Genomic DNA, 21,016 nt, shown 5'->3' with positions numbered 1-21,016 from the left:
GCGCCCTTCAGTGCCGAGCCTTGTAATTGAAGAATCCGATTCCCGGACGGGTGAACTGTCCTGGACCGACCTAGACCGGCGCGCGGTGGACACTATCCGCGTCCTGGCTGCGGACGCCGTGGAGAAGGTGGGCAATGGCCACCCCGGAACGGCGATGAGCCTGGCTCCGGCTGCCTACCTCTTGTTCCAGAAACTGATGCGCCACGACCCGCGGGACCCGGACTGGATCGGCCGTGACCGGTTCATCCTGTCCCCCGGGCACACGTCCCTGACGCTGTACATCCAGCTCTTCCTTTCCGGCTACGGCCTGCAACTGAAGGACCTGCAGGCGCTGCGCACCTGGGGTTCACTGACCCCGGGCCACCCTGAGTACAAGCACACGGCCGGCGTGGAAATCACCACGGGCCCGCTGGGCCAGGGCCTGGCGTCTTCGGTGGGCTTCGCGTACTCCCAGCGCCGGATGCGCGGCTTGTTCGACGCCGACGCCGCTCCGGGTACCAGCCCCTTCGACCACACCATCTGGGTCATCGCGTCCGACGGCGACCTGCAGGAAGGCGTTACTTCCGAGGCTTCCTCGCTTGCAGGCCACCAGGAACTGGGCAACTTAGTTGTTGTCTACGATGAGAACCACATCTCCATCGAAGACGACACCGACATCGCCTTCACCGAAGATGTCCTGAAGCGCTACGAGGCCTACGGCTGGCACACCCAGCGCGTGGACTGGACCCGGACCGGCGAATACAAGGAAGACGTCCAGGAGCTGTACTCGGCGCTGCTGGCAGCGAAGGCTGAAACGTCCAAGCCGTCCATCGTCTCGCTGCGCACGATCATCGGCTACCCGGCGCCCAAGAAGCAGAACACCGGCAAGATCCACGGCTCTGCCCTGGGCTCGGAGGAAGTCGCCGCCCTGAAGGAAGTCCTGGGCTTCGACCCGGAGAAGTCCTTCGAGGTGGACGAGGACGTGCTGGCCCACGCCCGCGCCGTCGTTGACCGCGGCGCCCACGCCCGCAAGGCCTGGGAAGAGTCCTTCAACGCCTGGCAGTCCGCCAACCCCGAGGCCGCTGCCCTGCTCGAGCGTGTCGAGGCCAAGGAACTTCCCGAAGGCGTCCACGCAGCCCTGCCCGTCTTCCCCGCCGGCAAGGACGTCTCCACCCGTGCCGCATCGGGCAAGGTGCTGAACGCACTCGGCCCGGTCCTGCCCGAACTGTGGGGCGGCTCGGCCGACCTCGCGGAATCGAACAACACCACCATCGAAGGCTCGCCGTCGTTCGTTCCCGCGTCCAAGCAGACGGACGCCTGGTCCGGCAACCCCTACGGCCGGGTACTGCACTTCGGCATCCGCGAGCACGCCGCCGCCTCGATCGTGAACGGCATCGCCCTGCACGGCAAGACCCGCGCGTTCTCGGGCACGTTCCTGATCTTCAGCGACTACCAGCGCCCGGCCATCCGCCTCGGTGCCCTCATGGGTGTCCCGTCCCTGTACGTCTGGACGCACGACTCCATCGGCCTCGGCGAAGACGGCCCCACCCACCAGCCGGTGGAGCAGCTGGCCTCCCTGCGCGCCATCCCGGGCCTGGACGTCGTCCGTCCCGGTGACGCCAACGAAGTCGCGGCAGCATGGAAGGCCATGCTCGCCAACCACGAAAACCCGGCAGGCATCGTCCTGACCCGCCAGACCATCCCCACCTGGGAGCGCGGCGACGGCGACGCCACCGGCGACACCTTCGCATCCACCGCAGGTGTGGCCAAGGGCGGTTACGTACTGGCCGAGGCGTCCAAGGACGGCCAGACCGTGGACGCCCAGGTGATCCTGATCGGCACCGGCTCGGAAGTCCAGCTCGCCGTGCAGGCCCGCGAAGCGCTGCAGGCCGAGGGCATCGCCACCCGCGTGGTGTCCATGCCGTGCGTTGAGTGGTTCAACAAGCAGGACGCCGCCTACCGCGAGGCAGTCCTGCCGGCAGCGGTCAAGGCCCGCGTCTCGGTCGAAGCCGGTCTGGCCCTGGGCTGGAAGGAGTTCGTCGGCGACGCCGGACGCTCCATCAGCCTCGAGCACTACGGCGCCTCCGCCGATTACAAGCGCCTGTTCCAGGAATTCGGCATCACCGCGGAAGCTGTCACCGCCGAGGCAAAAGACTCCCTGTCACGCCTGCAGGCCTGACACCTACGTCACCAGGGCTGCCCTGCAGGCACTGCAGGGCAGCCCTCCCCCGGGATGATACTGCCCGAAACTGACATCGCCACCCATCCCACCCGACCCGTCAAAAAGGGGGTAGGCCCATGCCCAAAGCAGCACCGAGGAACCTGTCACGGGACAGGGATCAGAACAGCCCGGCGCTCTCCCCCACCAACGGCAATCGCAACTGGTCCCGCTCCTCCCGCAACGGCAGTGAGATCGAATGCTGGCTCACCGACATGGACGGGCGTTCTCGTCCATGAAAACCAAGCTGTGCCGGGCGCGGCTGAACTGATCCAGCGCTGGGTGGATACCACCTGCTCGACAAGCTAGACGGCACACGACTCAGAATTCCGCACGCCGTAGGCTAGCCCGTCCTGTGGGCCTGAAGCACACCCCAACCTGACAAATTCGGCGGCTGGTCTTGACTTCTTTCTGAGAGAAGCCTAGAACTCAACCTGACGGGTTCAAGGTTGGAGGCGATCAGTGGCCGGACAGCGGATCGGGTACGTGCGCGTGAGCACCCTGGATCAGAATGAGAAACGCCAGCTGGAAGGACAGGTCCTGGACCGGGTCTTCACGGACAAGGCCTCCGGCAGGGACACCGCGAGGCCAGAGCTTACGGAGTTGCTGCGGTTTGCCCGGGACGGGGACACCGTGGTGGTTCACAGCATGGACCGGCTGGCCCGGAACCTCGATGACCTGCGCGCTCTGGTCCAAAACCTCACGCGCAAAGGTGTGCGGGTGGAGTTCGTCAAAGAAAGCCTGGTCTTCACCGGCGAGGACTCCCCCATGGCAAACCTCATGCTCTCCGTTATGGGAGCCTTTGCTGAATTCGAACGCTCCCTCATTAGGGAACGCCAGCGGGAAGGGATCGCGCTGGCCAAGCAGCGCGGCGCCTACAAAGGACGGAAAAAGACGCTCACCCCAGAACGGGCGGCCGAACTCGTTCAGCGCGCCGGCAGCGGTGTTCCAAAGGCCCTCCTTGCCCGTGATTTTGGGATCAGCCGGGAAACGGTCTACCAGTACCTCCGCCAGGCTAAACTCTCCTAAGCCCTCCCCCGGCTGCGCCGTCCATGTGCAGTAGCCATTGTGGCGCTAGCTTGACGGAATCTCCATTATCGGCGTTGAAAGTACGGGAGTAGAAGTAGCTGCGACAACTCCCGTCCGTCAGCGAATTTAACGTTTCCGCTGGTCAGCCGGGCTTTTGCTGGAGTGGCTTGTCTCTGGCGCCGATGCACGAGTTTGCCCTCCGATCGCTTGTGCCTGTAGGTTTCCTGCATCTAATGCATGTTTCCATGGTTTAGGGGTCGGGTCGTTGTGAGTGGTACTACTCACAGCACTATCTTCGCGTACTGCACTCAAAACTGGACTGGACATGATTACTGGAATTCCTGGCTCTCGCCCCACGCGATTAAACGGACTTGCTACGAGCCCCTGGTACCGTTCCAGCCTGACACGTAGGGCCTGCGCCGACCGCCGGTCTCTTCTCGACGCTGCCTTGTCACGATACTGATCTCGTGTGTCTGATTCCGAATCTGTGGACCTTCCCCATGATCCTCTTCAGCCAAAAACGCGGGAGTCCGCTGACCTTTTGGTGTCGAAATCGCTGAGTCAGCACCCTTTACCGAGTAAAATCCATATGAATATGAGCTGACCACCGCCCAGTACCGCGCCCTGCTCGACACTCTCGTGCATGCAGGATGCCTCCATCCGCTCGGCCATCCTCATCACGGGGGGATACCTGATGGACTACGACGGAGATTCCACCGACTCCCTCGCTTTCTCGACCGTCGCCGCATCAAACGCGGGACTGGCCCTCATAAGGGCCACCACCGGAGCGCCAAGCTAGCCGCCGAGATTCCGGCCTGCACCACCGCATCCACGGAACTGTTGGCACAGTTCACCCTCGAAACCAAGGCCATGGATTCGCAGGACGCGGAAACCCTCGCCGTGGCGCGCGGAACGCTGGCCGACATGATCGAGGGTTACCGGCACCACGGAAAGGACAGCACCGAACGCGCCGCCTGGCTGGCCGAAATCTACACCAACAAGGGGATGCGCGACATAGTCATCGCCTCGATTGCCACCACCAGCGACGACTTGGGAACGGTCAAGGCCGCACTGATAGGGGAGAAAGCACCGGAAGATTGGGAATTCTTGAAAACCGGTGCAGATGCACTCTACACCGCACTGGAATTCATCCCCACCTGACACCTTGACGACCTGCTAGTCGCGATCAGCTGGAGCGCTGGATCGACGGTAAGGGAACCGAGGCATCCAGGTTCGTGAACCTCGCACTGGAATCCTCCACCCGGCCACCGACTCAGCCTACTACTCAATAAGCTGATTCTCAGCAGACAAGCAGCAGCCAGCGCCACCACCAAGCACTAGGCCCGATGCCGGCTTCAAAGCCTGTCCACAACAAGTTCCTCGCCCGCCTGACTAAATTTTCGTACCAGTTCCAGAGAGGTGACCACCCTTGCTTGGAGCCGTAACCGCACGCCGGTACCCGCTTTGAAATTCAGTAGTGAACTGGAGATACGTCATTTGACCCATGATGTAACAGACCCCGCCAAGCCACAATGATCTTCACGAAACAACCAGGCACGAATCCCTGTGCCGATGAAGTGAGGACGATCATGGCTCCCTGGCCACAGAACAAGAAATTCGGCGCAAGCATCACCTTCGATTTCGACGCCGAAGAGGTCTGGATCGGCGAGAACCCGGAGAACGCATACCGTCCCGGCGTACTTTCCCAGGGCGCCTACGGTCCGCGCGTGGGCGTGCCGCTGATTCTGGACCTGCTGGCCAGGCACGAGGTGCAGGCCACCTTCTTCATCTGCGGGAAGGACGCGCTGCGCCACCCCGAATCCGTGCGGTCAATCCTGGCCGGAGGCCACGAGGTCGCCCACCACGGCCATTCGCATGCAAACCCCACCACGCTGAGTCCCGCGGAAGAGCGCGCGGAGCTGTATGACGGGCTGGCCGTGTTGCGGGATCTGGGTGCGGTGGTAACGGGATATCGGTCCCCCTCGTGGGAGTTCACCGACCAAACGCTTGATCTGCTGCAGGAAGCGGGCTTCAGATACAGCTCCAACCTGCTCAATGACATCCGTCCCTACCGCTACGAAACCCACGACCTTGTCGAGATTCCCGTGTCCTGGATACTGGACGATGCCCCGCACTTCTGGTTCGCCAATGACACCTGGGAAAAGACCATCCGTTCCACGCGCGAGGTGCTGGAGGTGTGGCAGCCGGAGATCGACGGGATCGCCTCGCTCGGCGGGCACGTCATGCTGACTCTCCACCCCATGATTTCCGGGCGTCCCTCGCGCCTGGCCATGCTCGAAGAGATCATCGTGGGACTCAAGGAAGCCGGCGCGTGGATCGGCACGGTGCGGCAGACCGCCGATCTGTTGGACGGGAATTCGCCGACCGGGATACTGTCGGCGGCGGAGGCCCCCACCGCGCTGCCCGCCCATTTGCTCCCGACACCGGTCGAGGAACTACGTTTGGGCATCGCCGAGGTCGCTCTGGCAGGACGGACCAGCCAGGCATGAAAACCGCAGGCTACCCGCGCATCCGAGTCAGTGGCGGCCCGCTTGAGCGCGGCGAACGATACGGTTCCCTGGCCCGCGCGCAGGTGCACCATGCCCGCAACGGCTACGAGCACTCCTTCGCCAGCAAGGGCGTGCCCTGGGCAGAAGCCGTCATCCATGCCCAGGGGTATGCCGAATCCATCCAGCGTTTCTTCCCGAACATCTGGGAGGAAATGCGCGGGATCGCCAAGGGTTCGGGCCTGCCGTTCGAGGACATCCTGGCGATGAATTGCCGCACCGAGATCCTCTGGCACGCCCTGGTCTCCTCGCACCGGACGGCGACGGGACCGTCGGCCTCGCTGCGCGGCTTGGGGGAATGCTCGTCATTTGCCATCGCCCCAACACACTCGGCCTTGGGCCACACGCTGGTGGGCCAAAACTGGGACTGGCTGGTGCATGGTTTCGATTCGGTGATCCTGCTGGAGGTCGAGCGCGAAGACGGCCCCAATTACGTCACCATCGTGGAAGCCGGGTTGTTGGCCAAGACCGTCATGAACGAGCACGGAATCGGCCTGGCGGTGAACACCCTGGTGACAAGTTCCGACGGCTCCACCCCCGGTGTCCCGTTCCATGTATTGCTGCGCGCGCTTGCCGATTGCGAACGGGTGTTTGACGCCGTCGAACTGTTGGCCTCGCACCCCAGGGCTTCGTCCGGAAACTACGTGGTGGGTGCCGCGGACGGGGCGATCCTGAACATCGAGACGGCTCCCGGGGATGCCCGCAACATCAACGTGCAGGTCGCCGAACACGGCAAGACCTTCCACACCAACCACTTCTTGGATTCAGTGCAGGGCGGTTTCGACCTGGCTCCAGTGGCCATGTCCGATTCCTACGTGCGTCTGTCTCGGCTGCGCGAGCTGGTCGACGTCAAAGCACAGGCGGTCACCATTGATGCTTTGGACCATGCCCTGCGAGATCACACGGATGCCCCGGGGTCCATTTGCTGCCACCCCGATGGCCGATCGGATCCCGCGGCGCAGTGGTCGACGGTCATGTCCGTCGTCATGGATCTGGAGAACCGTGTGCTGCACTTGGCCGAGGGCAACCCCTGCCAGGTGCCCCGCAAGGCTTTCGACTATTCGGGTTTCCTGCAGCCAAACCTTGTGAAAGCATGACCGGTCGCCTTTCCACATCGTGCATCCACTCACGCCCAGGGCAAAATATCCTGCGGGATTCGCAGAAACCTCGGGTTGCCCTCCGACGTGAGCGTCTGGACTGGCCAGGGTGCTTAACCTTGACGTGATGGTCCCCCTTGGCTGGCCACGATCATGCATGGGGCCTCGTTCACCGACTTCGGCCCCGTGGTCACTTTCAGCGCCGGCCGCAGAAAACAATCAGCTGCCCCAAGCCCGAAGTCGCCGGGATCCACCACGGAGCGGGGAATCTCGGAGATATGGCTAATGCAGCCTTTGGTTAGCCTTCTCGGCGCCGTGCATTCCCGGAAACTGCAAGCGGTGCATGGACCCGAACGGTGCAGGGCTAAGCACCACAGGTCCATCAGGTTGGATCTGGCAGGTCAAAAGCGGCATGCCAATCGTCGGATCGACGGTCCCGTCCGGGTAGCTCAGTGGCGACTGGCCGTCCTCTCCGAGGTAGTAGGTTCCGTTGAGTCCCCGGTACAGGGTCTCGCGCAGTGCCGCGCACACTCCGGCGCTGTCCGTGCCGCCGTTTTGGCGCCACGCGGTGCCCAACAGCTGGACCTGGTCGTAGGCGGAACTGGATTGCGCCGGCCCCGGTTCCACACCGTAGCGGACCGCGTAGTTTCGCTGAAACGCTCGTGCGACGGCGGAATCGGTTCGGTTGGTCACGGAACTCCACACGACCCCGTTGGCAAGGTCCCCCAGCTGCTCCACAAAGCGGTGGCTCGATGCGGCATAGACGTAGTGGACCAAGCCCGTGAACTTCGCGGCGTGGAGCTGTCTCTGCAGCTCCACAATTTCGTCGGTGATGAAGTGTGCCACGAGAATGACTTCGGCGCGGGACTCCACCAGACGCCGGGCCACTTCTTCCCAGTCCGATTGGCGGAAAGGGGCACTTTCGCGGCTGACAATGCTCCAGCCGGCCTCGGCAACCGCGGGTTCGAATCCGTTTCCGCCGATATGTGCACTCGGCGTGTCCATCTCCACCAACGCCATCCGGCGTTCCTTGGGCAGGTAGTTTCTCAGTTTCCCGAGATCCCTCAGGAAGCGCACAAACGCCATGGCATAGTACTTCTCCGATGGGCACGTCTGGAACACCGTTCCATAGCGCCGGGGATTGCTCCGGACCAGGTCCACATGGCGCTCAAAGGTGTCGACATGAAGAAACGGCCTGCCGTACTCCGCGGCCATCTCGAGCAGGAAGGGGTTCTCGGCGCTCGAATAGTGCGTTGTAATGGCGTCGACGCCTGCAGCGATGAGTCGCTGCATGGCGGCCCGAACCGCTTCGGGGTCGTACAAGTCTGCGTCAGCAACGAGGTGTTCAAGAGTCCGGCCTGCCACCCCACCGTGGGAGTTGATCTCCTCGACGGCCAGTGCGGCGCCGCGCACCAATTCTTCTCCCTCGTCGTTGGCCTGGCCGGTCAGGGACGCCAGAGTGCCAATCAGGATCGGGCGTGGTCCGTCGACGGTCTTTGGGCCCGAGGGAAAACGTGCGGCAACTTCATCGACCATGCCGGCAAAGCGTTCGATGCTCACGACGGAGATATGCGCCACCCCGTCAACGCCACCGGGGATCGGCAACGCAAGCAGGTGGCTGTCCACGACGAGCGATGCCAGCCCTGCCCTGCTCACCTGGCCTAGCTTGTGCAGCAGCCGTTCCACCTGGGTGGACACGGTCCGGCGGCTGGTTCCGAGCCGTTCCCCGATCTCCGGGTTGGACAGTCCGAGCGACAACAAGGTCAGGACTTCGATTTCGCGCCGGGTGATGCCCTGCGGCAGTTCGGCTGGAACGGCCCTGATCAGCGCACGATCGTAGCACTCACCCCGTCGGCGTGCTCTTTCGAGCACGACGGACAGCCACGGTTCGGCTGACCGGTAGAGGAATTGGACCCGGTGGCGGTTCAGCAGCAGGAAGCCCCGGGCGTAGGACACCAATTCCGGTGGCGGCGGACCGCCGTGGACGGATTCAATCCGGCCACGGCGGTCCGTGAGGAACTCGAGCGATTGGATCATCGGCGGTGGTCTGGCACATGTTCGATGAGCTCGCCGGCCAGGTCCACGGCTTCCTTCTGCCAAGGTTCCAACTGCAGTTGCGGGTAGTCGGCAAAGAATGCCATGTAGGGATCCTCGACCCCAGATTCCAGGCCGGTCAGTTCCTCAAGGACTGCCATGCCGCAAAACGGGACGTAGTGCGCCGAGTACCCGCCTTCGTGGATGAATGCGATGCGACCTGCACAATGGTCGGAAGCGGCGTCAATCATCCGCCGGGCCATGGCGCGGAACCCGTTGCTGGTGACCACCATCCGGCCCAGCGGGTCCGTGGCCGAGGCATCAAAGCCGCTGCCGATGATGATGAGTTCGGGTTGGAATCGTTCCAGGGCCGGAACCACGACGCGATCCAGGGCATCGAGGTAGCCGCCGTTTCCTGTTCCGGCCGGCAGGGGGATGTTGATCGCGGTGCCTTCGGCGCCGGAGCCGCCGGTTTCGGCGCGCATGCCTGAGTCCGCAGGGTACAACCGGTCTTGGTGCAGGGAAATCGTGAGGACGGACGGGTCGTTCCAAAACACGCTCTGTGTTCCGTTGCCGTGGTGCACGTCCCAGTCGACGATCGCCACCCGCTTGAGGCCGAATTCGTCCAGGGCGACGCGCGCCGCGATCGAGGTGTTGGCGAACAGGCAGAAACCGCGGCCGCGGTCGGCCTCCGCGTGGTGCCCAGCCGGGCGCACCAACGCGTAGGCGTTGTCCACGTCGCCCCGCAGCACGGCCCGCACTGCTCCGATGGCGGCACCTGCCGATAGCTTTGCGATCGACAGCCCTTGCGGGCCGAAGTCCGCGTTCTCCCCGGCGTCCCCGCCGGTCTCGTTCATATCCTTAAGCCGTTGCAGGTACCCGGGGGTGTGCACCGCCAGGATCTCTTTGTCCGTTGCCGGGGCCGTATCCAGCGCGACCATTTTCTTGTCGAACTCGCTGACCTGAACCAATGCCGCAAAGCGTCCCTTGGTGTCGGGCGAGTCGAAGGCCGTGTGTGGCTGAATGAATCCCCCGGGCCGGAAGAAACCGGAGCCGTTGCCGGTGTTGTGCCAGTTGAAGGCCTCGTGCCAGATCCATCCGGTGCTCATGAGCTCATACCTTTCGTCGCGTGTTTTGGTGTGTTTCGGGCGTGGAACCCGCTGGGTTTTGGTGGTGGCTAGTGTTTGCCGGCGCCGAGACGTTGGCGCTCCGCGGCCTCGGTCGTGCCGGTGTCCCCGGGGGCGCCGGGCTCGCCGTTTGCCCCGATGCCTGATTCCAGGACCGCTTTGCCGCGTGTTGCCCAGGATTGCTTGACGATTTTTTGGATCGATTCATCCAGTGCCACTGCCACCACCAGGGTCAGGCCCACGATGATCGTTTGGAGGAATGGGGAGGCTTGCAGGAAGACCAGGCCGTTGCGCATGACACCGAAGAACAACAAACCGGCCAGGACCCCGCCGACGCGCCCCACGCCGCCGGCAAATGCCACGCCACCAAGCAAGGCAACCGTCAATGTATTCATTTCGAGGTTCAATCCCACGGCAGGGCTCACCGACTGGACCTTGGCACCCAGCATGATTCCCGCCAAGGCGGATGCGAGGCCGGTGGCCGCGAACAGGCCGAACCGGACGCGGTGCACATTGACGCCCATCAAACGCGCCGCGCGCTCGCTACCACCAATGGCGTAGGTCTCGCGCCCCACCCGGTGCCTGTTCAGCACGTACCAAACAGCGGCAACCACCAGCAACAACAGCAGCAACCGGACCGGGAAGGGGCCGACGGCGGCGGTGCCGAATTCCTGGAACGCCTCCGGCAGTTCGCGCCTGGTCACGGTGCGTCCGCCAGTCACCATCATCGCGTAGCCGCCCCAGACGCTCAGGAAACCCAAGGTCACCACGATGGGGTTTAGGCCAAGGTAGGCGACGAGGAAACCATTGAGGGCACCCGCGGCAACCCCAAAGGCCAGGCCCGCGACGATGCCCACGGTCGTTGACCCGGTGGCGCTCATGACCAGTGCCGAATTAACCGCGGAGGCCGAGGCGATGGAGCCGACGGACAGGTCCACCGAACCGGAGATCATCAACAGGGCCAAGGGCAGGACTACGATGCCGAGCTCGGCGACCTGCAGCAGTACGTTCAGTGCGTTGCCGGTGCTCATGAAGCTCGGGTTGAGGATCGTGAAGAACACGATCAGGAGAACGAGGGCAAAGAAGATCCCGTTCTTGGCCAGGAAGGACTTGAGATTGACCGAGGGTAGTTTCACCGGGAGACCCCTTCCATGGGTCGTTCTGCATCTGATAGTTGGAGCAACGTGGAAACGAGATCCCCGCTGAATTCGGGACCGCGCGGGACTTCCGCCCGCGAACCGTCGTACATGACGTAGGAACGGTCGCAGAGCTGGGCGATCTCGTCAGATTCAGCGGAGGCGACCAGCACCGCCACACCCCGGGCGGCGAGCCCGCGCACGGCGGTGGCGATGTCCTGCTTGGCGCCAACGTCGACACCCTGGGTCGGCTGCGCCAGCAGCAGGACCCGAGGCTGGCGCGGAAACATCCAGCGCGACAGCAGGTGCTTTTGCCGGTTGCCGCCGCTGAACTCGTCAATCGGTGCGTCGGCGCCGGGTCCCAGGATATTGAGCTGTTTCCGGGCTTCAGCGTAGGTGTTTTCCCCCACCGTCGGACCAACCCACCATCCGCGGCCGGGTAACTGGCGGAACCACGGGAGGAACACCGTGTCTAGTGCCGAGGCGCCGGACACAAGCCCGTCGTTTTCACGGTCGGCCGGCACCAGATGGATGCCCCAACGCACCGCGGCAGCCGGCGAGGCGATGTCGACGTCCCGGTCGTTCCAGCCAAAGCGGCCGTGGCCGTCCAGGCCGAAGAGCCCGGCAAGGAAGCTGAATTGTTCCCCGGCGGCCATCCCGAAGAGGCCCACCACTTCGCCGGCGGCGACTCTGACCCCATTGGACTCGAGGCACCCGGCACCCGCTTGTATCCGGGCCGGAACGAACTCCTCGTCTGCCATGCCAGGGGCAAGGGCCTGCGCCAGCGTCCGACCCGTGAACGAATCGGCGGCTCCGTCCACCACCAGGCGCCCGGACCTGAGTACCAAGATGCGTTCGCAAACGTCCAGGATGTCGGGCAGCCTGTGGGAGACGTAGATGACCGTCACCCCGCGCCCGGCCAGCTGCCTGATCAATGCATGCAATGATTCGGTTTCGGCCCGGCCCAGCGCGGCGGTGGGTTCATCGAGCAACAGCATTTTCATGCCGCCGGCCAGGAACCCGCGCGCCAAGTCAACGAGCTGGCGCTCACCCAGCGAGAGCATATCCACCATGAGATCCAGATCGAGGTCGGATCCGACTTCGGTCAGGGCCCGGCGCGCCTGCGCGCGCTGGCCGGCGCTGCGCCGAAGGCCCTGTCCCAGGAACATGTTGTCCAGGATGCTCAGGTTCGGTGCCAGCGCAGGCTCTTGGTGGATCACCGTGATGCCCATCCCCGATGCTTCCTGCGGCGTCAATTTCCCCGGTGCCCGGACACCGTCCACGGTGAACTCCCCGCTCGATGCGGCATAGACCCCGGAGAGCACGTTGAACAGCGTGGACTTGCCCGCTCCGTTGTGGCCCAGCAGGCCGACGATTTCACCGGCCGACACCGAGAGTGAGACCCCGTCCAGTGCCCGGGTGGCGCCGAATTCAACGGACAGGTTGTCCAACCGCAATCGCATATCGCCTTCACCCGACCCGGGCCGGGACTGTGTGGAATGCATCGGGGGTCAGCTTCCGCTCTTGCGGTCGCTGTGGAACGAGTCGGCGTTCTCCGGGGTGACCCGGGTGGAGGAAATTTCGATGTTTCCCTTCAGCGTTCCCTCGGCCGCTTCGATCAGCAGCTGCGCGTTCTTTTCGGCCAGTTCCTTGGCCGGCAGGATGAACCCGAGACGCCAGATGCTGTCCTTTTCCTTGATCAGGTCCAGTGATTCATCGGTGGCATCGAGGGCGCCGAGCAGGTAGTCCGGGTCCGTGGGATCCACGCCGTGGGCCATGAGTGCCCGGTAGGAGCCGATCAACTGGTCGGAACCGGTTGAAAGCCAGACCTTGGTGTTGGGATCTGCTGACAGCTGGTTCTTGGTGTTTTCCAGTCCGTCCTCGATGGTCAATGAGGGCATGTCTGAGATCTTGACTTTCGCCCCGGCCTTCTTCAGCCCGTCCTTGATGCCGCTGGAACGCTCAATGCCCAGATCGGTCTCGTAGTAGCTGAAGAACCCGACGGGGACCTCGGCGTCGCCGTACTTCTCCACGATCCACTTGCCTGCCTCCTCACCGAGGGTCAGGCCGTCGTTGTAGTTGTCGATCACCAGGGCGGCCTTGATGCCGTCCCATTCGGTGGCATACCCGACGACGGGGATGTTCGCGGCATTCGCCTCGGTGGTGACCGGGACCATGGAGTCCGACTGCACGGGGTATCCCATGATCGCCTTGATGTCGCCGCGCTGGATCCACGACTGCCAGCTCGAAACCTGGCTTTGGATGTTCCACCGCGGATCGTCGCTGACCAGTTCGTAGCCGGCCGCTTCAACGATGGGTTTCATGTATTCGAGTTCATCGACCCAGATCTGGATGTCCAACCCGGCGAAACTCATCGCGACCGCGCCTTTGTCCGGAGCTCCCGACGACTCCCCTTCAGACGGGGTGCCGGAGGCACAACCGGCAAGGACGAGTGAGGCCACGGCACCGAGCGACGCGAGTCGTGCAAACCTACGAGATTTCATTGTTCCTCCAACGTCTGCGACGGATACCTGGCGGCTTCCCCGGCTGGTGTCCGTGTCTACTGAGAAGCCATCTCACCAGAGCAGAACATACAGCACATGCGTCATCTGACGTACGAACGATTAAGCCCGGATTTCGAACCCGATTGGAATTATCGCTTCCATCCCCGTACGTCATTCTACGAATGCATCTTGCTGCCGGGACCCCAAGGATGGGAACACGCGAATATCGGGAGGTAGAAGCCAATGAGCCATGGGTCCAGGTGCCGATGCAGCCACAGCATGATCGACCGTGGCAGGATTGCCACGACGAGCGGGACACGGGGATGACCGGGTCCTTCCGCGATGCCCCGATGCGGACCTTGGTGACCGGAGCGGCGCGCGGCCTTGGCCGGGACATCGCCTTGGGTCTCGCGGACCAGGGGCACATGGTCCTGGCTTGCGACGCTTCCGCCGGGATTGCAGAGCTCGGGGGCGAGCGTGGCGGAAGGATCCGCACCATGCAGCTGGATCTCACGGTGCCCTCTGCCTCCACTACGTTGGTTGACGGTGCCATCGAGCTCTTGGGCGGCCTGGACGCGCTGGTCAACAACGCCGGCGTAGGCGGCCCCGGAACCCTCCTGGAGCACACCTCCGACGTAGACCTTGAACGGGTGCTTGCGGTCAACATGCTCGCACCGGCACGGCTGTGCCGTGCCGCCCTGCCGAGCCTGCGCCGCGGCGGGCGCGGCCGCATCGTCAACGTGGGATCGCTGTTCGCGAACCACCCCCAATCGCACGGCGTGGTCTACGCGATGTCCAAGGGCGCCCTCGCTGCCCTCACCCGGAGCCTCGCCGTGGAGGAGGGGCCGTACGGGACAACCGTCAACACGGTTTCCCCGGGTTACATGCTCACCGGCATGCACCGCGAGGAGGCCGCGCTCCAGGCGGCCCTCCGGGGCGTGGATGTCGCGCAAGAGCTGGAGCACATCAGCTCCGCCATCCCGATGCGCCGGCACGGGACGGGGGCGGACGTGGCGGCCACCGTGGCATGGTTGCTCAGCGAACCCGCCGGCTACATCAGCGGGCAGGATATCCCGGTCAACGGCGCCGCGGCATTCGGCTAGGCCGAGCAGCCGACTTCGACTTCAATTCCAGGAAAGAAAGCAACACAATGCACAGCACAACATTTCCGAGGTCCGCCGTCGCACGGCGGCCACACACGCCGGCAGCACCGCGCCCAACCGGGGCCGGCCGTGGCTGAGCATTCCCCGGTGCTGGCCGTCACCGGGGCCGCGTCGGGGATCGGCGCAGCCACCGCCCGGCTGGCCGCGGCCGCCAACTACCGGGTCGCCATGCTGGACCTCGCCGCGCCTGCGGACAATGCCCTGCTGCGGAACAAAAACACCGTCTTCGCCCAGTGCGACGTGACCTCCCGCGAGTCGCTGCAATCGGCGCTGTCCCTGATCGAGCAGACGTGGGGGCAGGGTCCTGATGCGGTGGTCCACTGCGCCGGCGTCTACCAAACCAGCGCCACCGAGGACCTGGACCTCGGCCTGTTTGCTCGGGTGCAGCACATCAACACGACCGGGACCTTCCTGACGGCCGGCGTCTTGGGCCGGTCCATGCTCGAGCGCGGTGCCGGCAGCCTGGTGCTGTTGAGTTCGATTGCCTTCGCCCTGGGCGACGAGGCCGAACCCGGCGCCGCCTACGCCGCCAGCAAGGGCGCCGTCGTGTCGATGGGCCGGCAGCTGGCCGCGGAGTGGGGGCCGCGCGGGGTCCGCACCAATGTCGTGGCCCCCGGCGTCATCGACACCCCCATGACCACCATCGTCGACAACGAACAGGCCTACGGGGATTTGCTGGCAACCCACCCGCTGCGCCGGCTCGGCACGGCCGAGGAGGTCGCACGGGTGTGCCTGTTCCTGGCCGGCCCGGGGGCAAGCTACGTCAACGGCGCGGTCATCCCCGTGGACGGCGGCCAATGCATCGTCTAGACGCCCTCTAAGCCGGCCCGCGGCCCCTGGTCCCGCCCGCCGGGCAGCTGGAGCCTGGCCATCGATCCGAAGAGCGGCGGGCTGAGCACCACCGATTTGCCGCCCTGGATCTGCGAGGTAATCAGGACCTGGCCGATGGTCGGGTCCGAGGTGCCGTCCGGGTAGCTCAGCGGAGATTGCCCGCCCCCGCCGAAGTAGTAGATCCCGTTGAGCCCGTGGTAGACGTCCTCACGCAACACCTTGCAGGTCCCGCGCGGGACCGTGCTGCCGTTGCGCGCCCAACTCCAGGCCAGCAGCTGGACTTGGTCGTAGGCCGAGCTCGCCTGCGAGGGGCCGGGCTCCGCGCGGTAGCGCATCACGTAGTTGCGGTGGAACCGGGTCGCCGAGTCCGAATCCATGCGGCTGGTCACCGAACTCCAGATCGCACCGTCGGCCAGCGGCCCGAGCACGTCCCGGAAACGCGGGATCGACGCCCCGTAGACGTAGTGGACCAGCCCTCGGAACCCGCCCTCGACCAGCAACCGGTGCAGGGTCACGATTTCATCCGGGACATAGTGGGCCACCAGGACGACGTCCGGGGCCGCCTCGCAAATCCTGCGTGCGATCTTCTTCCAGTCGGTGCTCCGGACCGGTGCCGCATACCTGGCCGAGACACCCCACCCGATGGCGGCGAGTTCCTTGTCGAACCCCTCGCCGGCAATCCGCGCGCTGGCCGAGTCCGTTTCCACGATGGCGACCCGCCGGTTGGCCGGCTCGTAGCGGCGCGACGCCTCGAGTTCCCCCAGGAAGCGCCGGAAGGCCAATGCGTAGTACTTTTCCGACGGGCAGGTTTGGTACACCATCCAATAGCGGTCCGGGCGCGCCTCCACCAGGTCCACGTGCTGCTGGAACGTGTCCAGGTGCAAGAAAGGCCGGCCGTAGTCGGCCGCCGTCTCCAGCAGGAAGGGGTTCTCCGCGCTGATGTAGTTCGTGGTGATCGCATCGACCTGCGCCCCTACCAGCTGGGCCATGGCCGCCTCGACGCTTTCCGGGTCGAAGAGGTCGGCGCCCGCAACGAAGTGCTCCAGGCGGCGGCCGCCCACGCCGCCGTTGGCGTTGATTTCCTCGATGGCCAGGGCCGCACCACGCACCATCTCCGCCCCGTCGTCGGCCGCGATGCCCGAAAGCGCGGCCAGCGTGCCGATGACGATGGGGCGCCGGCCGGCCAGCGCGGTGTCCGGGGCCGCGGAGGCGCCCCGACCCCAACGCAGGGCAGCGGCGAATTGCTCCAGCCCGACCGCCGCGATCGGCGCCACCCCCTCGACGCCACCGGGGACCGGAAGCGCCAGCAGGCTGGCGTCCACCGCAATCGCCGCCAGCCCGCCGCGGCCGCGCTGTTCGAGCTTGTGCAACAGCCGCTCGATCTGAGTCGTCACGGTCCGCGGGCTGGTGCCCAGCCGACCGGCGATTTCTGCATTCGGCAGCCCGAGCGCAACAAGCGTCAGCACATCGATTTCCCGCGGGGTGACCCCCTGGGGCAGCACCAGGGGGTTCGCGCTGACAAGGGCGTGGTCGTGCTGGTCGCCGCGCGTGCGTTGGCGTTCCATGCGGATCGAGAGCAGGACCCCCTCGGCGCGGTAGACGAACTGGATCTCCGCGCGGTTGGTGAGCAGGAACCCCCTCGCATACAGCGCCAGCAAGGCCGGAGGTTCCAACCCGCGCAGCAGCGTCGTGCGGCCCCGGTGGTCGGTGGTGAACTCGGCATGGGATGTGCGCGGCAATCGGTTTCCAGTCACAGCAGGAACACTAACAGATTGAAAAACTTCATACGTATAAATACGCATGACGGATTCCCGCGGCCGCCCCCACACTGGATGAGCCATATGAGTCGCATCACAAGTCGCACCTTGGAGTGGAAATGAGCACTGTCTCGCAAACGACGAAGAGCACCGGCCTCAAGCGGGTGCTCGGGCTGCCCGCCACCGTCCTGTTCGGCCTGGCCTACATGCTGCCCCTGACGGTCTTCACGACCTACGGCATTGTCAATGAACTCACCGAGGGCCACATCGTGACCTCGTACCTGGTGACCCTGGTTGCCATGCTGTTCACCGCCGCCAGCTACGCACGCATGGTCAAGGCCTTCCCGATGGCGGGGTCCGCCTACACGTACACCCGAAAGACCCTGGGTGGGAATATCGGATTCCTCGGAGGCTGGGCCCTGTTGCTGGACTACCTGCTCATGCCGATGATCACCTACCTGGTGATCGGCATCTACATGCAGGCCGGCTTCCCCGCCGTCCCGCAGCCGGTCTGGATCGTGCTGTCGCTGGTCATCGTGACGGCCCTGAATGTCACCGGAATCAAGATGGTGTCCAAGGCCAGCAGTGCCCTGCTCGTCTTCCAGACCGTTTTCCTCCTGGTGTTCGCCGTGATGGGCATCCGTGCCGCCACGAACAACCCCATGCCGTCCATCGTGGACATGATGGTCGGCCAAGGCCCGGGAACCACTGCCATCTTCGCAGGCTCCGCCATCCTTTGCCTCTCGTTCCTCGGATTCGACGCGGTGTCCTCGCTCGCCGAGGAAACCATCGACCCCAAGAAGGTCATTCCCAAGGCCATCATCCTGGTCACCCTGCTCGGGGGCGTGTTGTTTGTCGTCATATCCGTGATCGCCAACCTCGCGTTCCCGGACTGGAATGCCTACACCAGCGCCGACTCCGCGGCGCTGGACGTCACCCATGCCGCGGGTGGTGCATTCCTCGAAGCGTTCTTCACCGCCGCCTACATCGCCGGCTGCCTCGGGGCCGTGCTGGCCTCCCAGGCCACCGTCTCCCGCATCCTCTACTCGATGGGCCGCGACGGCGTCCTGCCGCGCAAGGTCTTCGGCCACCTGCACCCGAGGTTCCAGACCCCCGTCTACTCGACACTGGTCGTCGGCGCCATCGGTCTGGTCGCCCTGGTCGTTGACCTCACACTGGCCTCCTCGCTGATCAGCTTCGGTGCGCTCTCCGCCTTCACGCTCGTGAACATCGCCGTCATCAAGCACTACTACATCGACCAGAAGCGCCGCTCGGGCGCGGACGCCGCCAAGTACCTTGCGGCCCCGGCCATCGGCGTCATCCTCTGCCTCTGGCTGTGGACCAGTCTCTCCGTGAGCGCCTTCGTCGTCGGCTTCATCTGGCTGGCGATCGGAATCGCGTACTTGGCGGTACTCACCCGCGGATTCCGCAAGGTGCCGCCCGAACTCCCCGTGGTCGACGACTAAACGCCACACACCCCAAACAGCCACACCCCGCTCCGCGCACAACCAAAGGAATACCATGACTTCGCTCGCCCAATGGATCGTCAGCATCGACGCCGGCGGAACCTTCACGGACGCCATTGCCCACGCCAACGACGGCCGGACGCTGGTCACCAAAACGGCCTCAACCCCGGACGATCCGTCCCGCGGACTGACCAACGCCGTTGCCGAACTCGCGGCCCAGGGCATGGACCTGGACGAGGTCAAGCTGGTCTGCCACGGCACCACCGTGGCAACCAACGCCACACTGACCGGAAACCTGGCACGCGTCGCACTGATCACCACCCGCGGCTTCCGGGATGTCATGGCCTACCGCCAGGGAAGCCGCCCGCAGGTCTACAGCCTGAAGCCGGAACGCCCCAACGAACTCGTCGAACGCCACGCGCGTTTCGAGGTCAACGAGCGCATCGCCAGCAACGGTTCGGTGGTGACGGCCCTGCAGCAGGACGACATCGACGCCGTGCTGGACCGGATCGAGGCCCTGGAGCCGGAAGCCATTGCCGTCAGCCTGCTCTTCAGCTACCTGAACTCCGTCCACGAGGACATGCTGCTGGCGGCACTCGAGCAGCGCTTCCCGGACACCCCCGTCACCATTTCGAGCCAGGTGGCCCGCGAGTTCCGCGAATACCCGCGCACCGCCACCACGGTCATCAACGCGGCCCTGCGCCCCGTCGTCGGGGCCTACCTGGAACGGGCCGCCAGCTCGCTGGCCGCGGGCGGTGTCTCGGCACCTTTCCAGGTCATGCAGTCCAATGGCGGCTGCGTCCCGGCCGGGCGCGCCGCCGGCCAGGCCCACCGACTGATCCTGTCCGGTCCCGCCGGCGGAGTCTCCGGGCTGTTGCGCGGCGCCGCCGAACACGGGCTGTCCAACGTCATCAGCCTCGACATGGGCGGAACCAGCATCGATGTGTGCCTGGTGCGGGGTTCGCTGGCGCCCTACACGAGCATGCAGGAAGTCCAGGACCACACGCTGATCGCGCCGACGGTGGACATCCACACCATCGGCGCCGGCGGCGGCAGTATCGCCTGGGTGGACCGGACCAAGCGCCTGCGCGTGGGCCCGCAGTCGGCCAAGGCCGTCCCGGGGCCGGCAAGCTACGGCCGCGGCGGCACCGCGGCCACCTTGACCGACGCCCACGTGGTGCTGGGAACGCTGGGATCCGGCGCACTGGCCGGGGACCTGAGACTCGATTACGCGGCGGCCGAAAAGGCCGTGCGGGAAATCGGAGACCAGCTGGGCATGGGTGTCATCGAGGCCGCGGAGGCCATCCTGGCGATCGCCATGGCCCACATGGTTCGGGCCGTGCGCAAGGTCAGCGTCGAACGCGGGCTGGATCCGCGCGAATTCTCGCTCTTCCCCTTCGGCGGGGCCGGGCCGCTGCACGCCGGCCTGCTGCTGCGCCACCTTGGCCTGTCCAGCGTCGTGGTTCCCTACCAGCCGGGGCTCTACTCCGCCGACGGCCTGCTGGCCGCGGGCCTGCGCATCGACGATTCCCAGACGGTGCTGCGCCCGTTCGGCACGGATGCCCTGCCGCCCATTTCCCGGTGGCTTGCCGAACGCCGGGACGAATTGGTCAGGCAAGTCATCGAGGACGGCGCGGCCCCCGGAAGCGTGCAGGCCTCGGTCACCGTCGACTGCCGCTACCTGGGGCAGGGCTACGAGCTCAGCGTGCCGCTGGACGGCACGTCCATGGAAGACCTGGGACTGATCGCCGAGCGCTTCCATCCGCTGCACCGCGAACTCTACGGGCACAGCTCGGAGCGGGAAACCGTGGAAATCGTCACGGTGCGCCTGGCCGTCACCGGCGGCTTCGACCGCGTGGCACAGCCAGCCAGGGCCGCCGGCACCGCTGGCCCGGCGGACGCCGCGATCGTCGTCCACCGCACCGTCCACCTGCCCGGCACCGGGGAATCCACCACCGCCATCTACGACCGCACCAAGCTCCAGCCCGGCAACACGCTGGCCGGGCCCGCCATCGTCCAGCAAATGGACGCGACCACCGTCCTGCTGGGCGGGCAGAGCGGCCGCGTCACGGGCAACGGAGACATCATCATCACGGAGGACAACTAGC

General features: G+C 65.2%; 16 protein-coding genes. 10 read left to right on the top strand and 6 right to left on the bottom strand.

Annotated elements, in window-relative coordinates:
• The first annotated feature begins 10 nt into the window (after nucleotides 1-10).
• The 6 genes from tkt to ACQ3DC_RS19745 all read left to right on the top strand — a co-directional run bounded on the left by tkt (nucleotide 11) and on the right by ACQ3DC_RS19745 (nucleotide 6,890).
• Nucleotides 11-2,158, top strand: a complete 2,148-nt coding sequence (gene tkt, locus ACQ3DC_RS19770; protein WP_259460415.1) for a transketolase — start codon at nucleotides 11-13, stop codon at nucleotides 2,156-2,158.
• Between the two features lie 501 nt (nucleotides 2,159-2,659).
• Nucleotides 2,660-3,226, top strand: coding sequence for a recombinase family protein (locus tag ACQ3DC_RS19765; RefSeq protein ID WP_141001171.1), 567 nt, complete (start codon nucleotides 2,660-2,662; stop codon nucleotides 3,224-3,226).
• Nucleotides 3,227-3,869: 643 nt separating this feature from the next.
• Nucleotides 3,870-4,025: a hypothetical protein gene (locus tag ACQ3DC_RS19760; protein WP_430753022.1), complete on the top strand. Its 156-nt coding sequence runs from the start codon at nucleotides 3,870-3,872 to the stop codon at nucleotides 4,023-4,025.
• 41 nt (nucleotides 4,026-4,066) lie between these two features.
• Nucleotides 4,067-4,387 (top strand): hypothetical protein, encoded by a 321-nt coding sequence (locus ACQ3DC_RS19755; protein ID WP_430753021.1) that lies wholly within the window; start codon nucleotides 4,067-4,069, stop codon nucleotides 4,385-4,387.
• Between the two features lie 371 nt (nucleotides 4,388-4,758).
• The gene (locus ACQ3DC_RS19750) at nucleotides 4,759-5,736 is read left to right on the top strand and encodes a polysaccharide deacetylase family protein (protein WP_430753020.1); all 978 of its coding nucleotides are present in this window, start codon (nucleotides 4,759-4,761) and stop codon (nucleotides 5,734-5,736) included.
• Nucleotides 5,733-6,890 (top strand): C45 family autoproteolytic acyltransferase/hydolase, encoded by a 1,158-nt coding sequence (locus tag ACQ3DC_RS19745; protein WP_430753019.1) that lies wholly within the window; start codon nucleotides 5,733-5,735, stop codon nucleotides 6,888-6,890. The genes ACQ3DC_RS19750 and ACQ3DC_RS19745 overlap by 4 nt, the downstream gene beginning before the upstream one ends.
• Before the next feature lie 282 nt (nucleotides 6,891-7,172).
• On the opposite strand, the gene ACQ3DC_RS19740 is transcribed toward ACQ3DC_RS19745, so the two are convergent.
• The 5 genes from ACQ3DC_RS19740 to ACQ3DC_RS19720 form a co-directional block, all read right to left on the bottom strand.
• Nucleotides 7,173-8,927, bottom strand: a complete 1,755-nt coding sequence (locus ACQ3DC_RS19740) for an ABC transporter substrate-binding protein (RefSeq protein WP_430753018.1) — start codon at nucleotides 8,925-8,927, stop codon at nucleotides 7,173-7,175.
• Complete coding sequence (locus tag ACQ3DC_RS19735; protein ID WP_430753017.1) at nucleotides 8,924-10,033, bottom strand: class II histone deacetylase; 1,110 nt, start codon at nucleotides 10,031-10,033, stop codon at nucleotides 8,924-8,926. Before ACQ3DC_RS19735 ends, ACQ3DC_RS19740 begins: the two co-directional genes overlap by 4 nt.
• A gap of 68 nt (nucleotides 10,034-10,101) precedes the next feature.
• On the bottom strand, nucleotides 10,102-11,187 hold the full coding sequence (locus ACQ3DC_RS19730; RefSeq protein ID WP_430753016.1) for an ABC transporter permease: 1,086 nt from the start codon (nucleotides 11,185-11,187) through the stop codon (nucleotides 10,102-10,104).
• Entirely contained in the window at nucleotides 11,184-12,650 is a 1,467-nt protein-coding gene (locus ACQ3DC_RS19725; RefSeq protein WP_430753015.1) for a sugar ABC transporter ATP-binding protein, read from the bottom strand. Before ACQ3DC_RS19725 ends, ACQ3DC_RS19730 begins: the two co-directional genes overlap by 4 nt.
• A gap of 48 nt (nucleotides 12,651-12,698) precedes the next feature.
• The gene (locus tag ACQ3DC_RS19720; protein ID WP_430753014.1) at nucleotides 12,699-13,691 is read right to left on the bottom strand and encodes a sugar ABC transporter substrate-binding protein; all 993 of its coding nucleotides are present in this window, start codon (nucleotides 13,689-13,691) and stop codon (nucleotides 12,699-12,701) included.
• Nucleotides 13,692-14,014: 323 nt separating this feature from the next.
• Between ACQ3DC_RS19720 and ACQ3DC_RS19715 the strand changes: the two genes are divergently transcribed.
• Together ACQ3DC_RS19715 and ACQ3DC_RS19710 are read left to right on the top strand one after the other, a co-directional pair.
• Nucleotides 14,015-14,794, top strand: coding sequence for an SDR family NAD(P)-dependent oxidoreductase (locus tag ACQ3DC_RS19715; protein ID WP_430753013.1), 780 nt, complete (start codon nucleotides 14,015-14,017; stop codon nucleotides 14,792-14,794).
• A gap of 129 nt (nucleotides 14,795-14,923) precedes the next feature.
• Nucleotides 14,924-15,664 (top strand): SDR family NAD(P)-dependent oxidoreductase, encoded by a 741-nt coding sequence (locus ACQ3DC_RS19710; protein WP_430753012.1) that lies wholly within the window; start codon nucleotides 14,924-14,926, stop codon nucleotides 15,662-15,664.
• Here the strand turns inward: ACQ3DC_RS19710 and ACQ3DC_RS19705 are convergent.
• On the bottom strand, nucleotides 15,661-17,424 hold the full coding sequence (locus ACQ3DC_RS19705; protein ID WP_430753011.1) for an ABC transporter substrate-binding protein: 1,764 nt from the start codon (nucleotides 17,422-17,424) through the stop codon (nucleotides 15,661-15,663). The two genes, ACQ3DC_RS19710 and ACQ3DC_RS19705, sit on opposite strands and share 4 nt — an antisense overlap.
• A gap of 137 nt (nucleotides 17,425-17,561) precedes the next feature.
• Here ACQ3DC_RS19705 and ACQ3DC_RS19700 point away from each other — a divergent pair, with 137 nt between their 5' ends.
• Nucleotides 17,562-18,908: an APC family permease gene (locus ACQ3DC_RS19700; RefSeq protein ID WP_430753010.1), complete on the top strand. Its 1,347-nt coding sequence runs from the start codon at nucleotides 17,562-17,564 to the stop codon at nucleotides 18,906-18,908.
• Nucleotides 18,909-18,963: 55 nt separating this feature from the next.
• Nucleotides 18,964-21,015 (top strand): hydantoinase/oxoprolinase family protein, encoded by a 2,052-nt coding sequence (locus tag ACQ3DC_RS19695; protein WP_430753009.1) that lies wholly within the window; start codon nucleotides 18,964-18,966, stop codon nucleotides 21,013-21,015.
• Nucleotide 21,016 lies beyond the last annotated feature (1 nt).

The sequence above is a fragment of the Paenarthrobacter sp. NEAU-H11 genome (assembly GCF_050573415.1).
Lineage (GTDB): Bacteria > Actinomycetota > Actinomycetes > Actinomycetales > Micrococcaceae > Arthrobacter.
This window is presented reverse-complemented; position numbering and strand designations above follow the sequence as displayed.

What these genes read in the sequence shown, in the direction of transcription:
- ACQ3DC_RS19695 (WP_430753009.1), top strand. Translation starts at nt 18,964, where the DNA reads ATGACTTCGCTCGCCCAATGGATCGTCAGCATCGACGCCGGCGGAACC.
- ACQ3DC_RS19760 (WP_430753022.1), top strand. Translation starts at nt 3,870, where the DNA reads ATGCAGGATGCCTCCATCCGCTCGGCCATCCTCATCACGGGGGGATAC.
- ACQ3DC_RS19715 (WP_430753013.1), top strand. Translation starts at nt 14,015, where the DNA reads ATGACCGGGTCCTTCCGCGATGCCCCGATGCGGACCTTGGTGACCGGA.
- ACQ3DC_RS19740 (WP_430753018.1), bottom strand. Translation starts at nt 8,927, where the DNA reads ATGATCCAATCGCTCGAGTTCCTCACGGACCGCCGTGGCCGGATTGAA.
- ACQ3DC_RS19735 (WP_430753017.1), bottom strand. Translation starts at nt 10,033, where the DNA reads ATGAGCACCGGATGGATCTGGCACGAGGCCTTCAACTGGCACAACACC.
- ACQ3DC_RS19725 (WP_430753015.1), bottom strand. Translation starts at nt 12,650, where the DNA reads ATGCGATTGCGGTTGGACAACCTGTCCGTTGAATTCGGCGCCACCCGG.
- ACQ3DC_RS19700 (WP_430753010.1), top strand. Translation starts at nt 17,562, where the DNA reads ATGAGCACTGTCTCGCAAACGACGAAGAGCACCGGCCTCAAGCGGGTG.
- ACQ3DC_RS19750 (WP_430753020.1), top strand. Translation starts at nt 4,759, where the DNA reads ATGATCTTCACGAAACAACCAGGCACGAATCCCTGTGCCGATGAAGTG.
- ACQ3DC_RS19720 (WP_430753014.1), bottom strand. Translation starts at nt 13,691, where the DNA reads ATGAAATCTCGTAGGTTTGCACGACTCGCGTCGCTCGGTGCCGTGGCC.
- ACQ3DC_RS19745 (WP_430753019.1), top strand. Translation starts at nt 5,733, where the DNA reads ATGAAAACCGCAGGCTACCCGCGCATCCGAGTCAGTGGCGGCCCGCTT.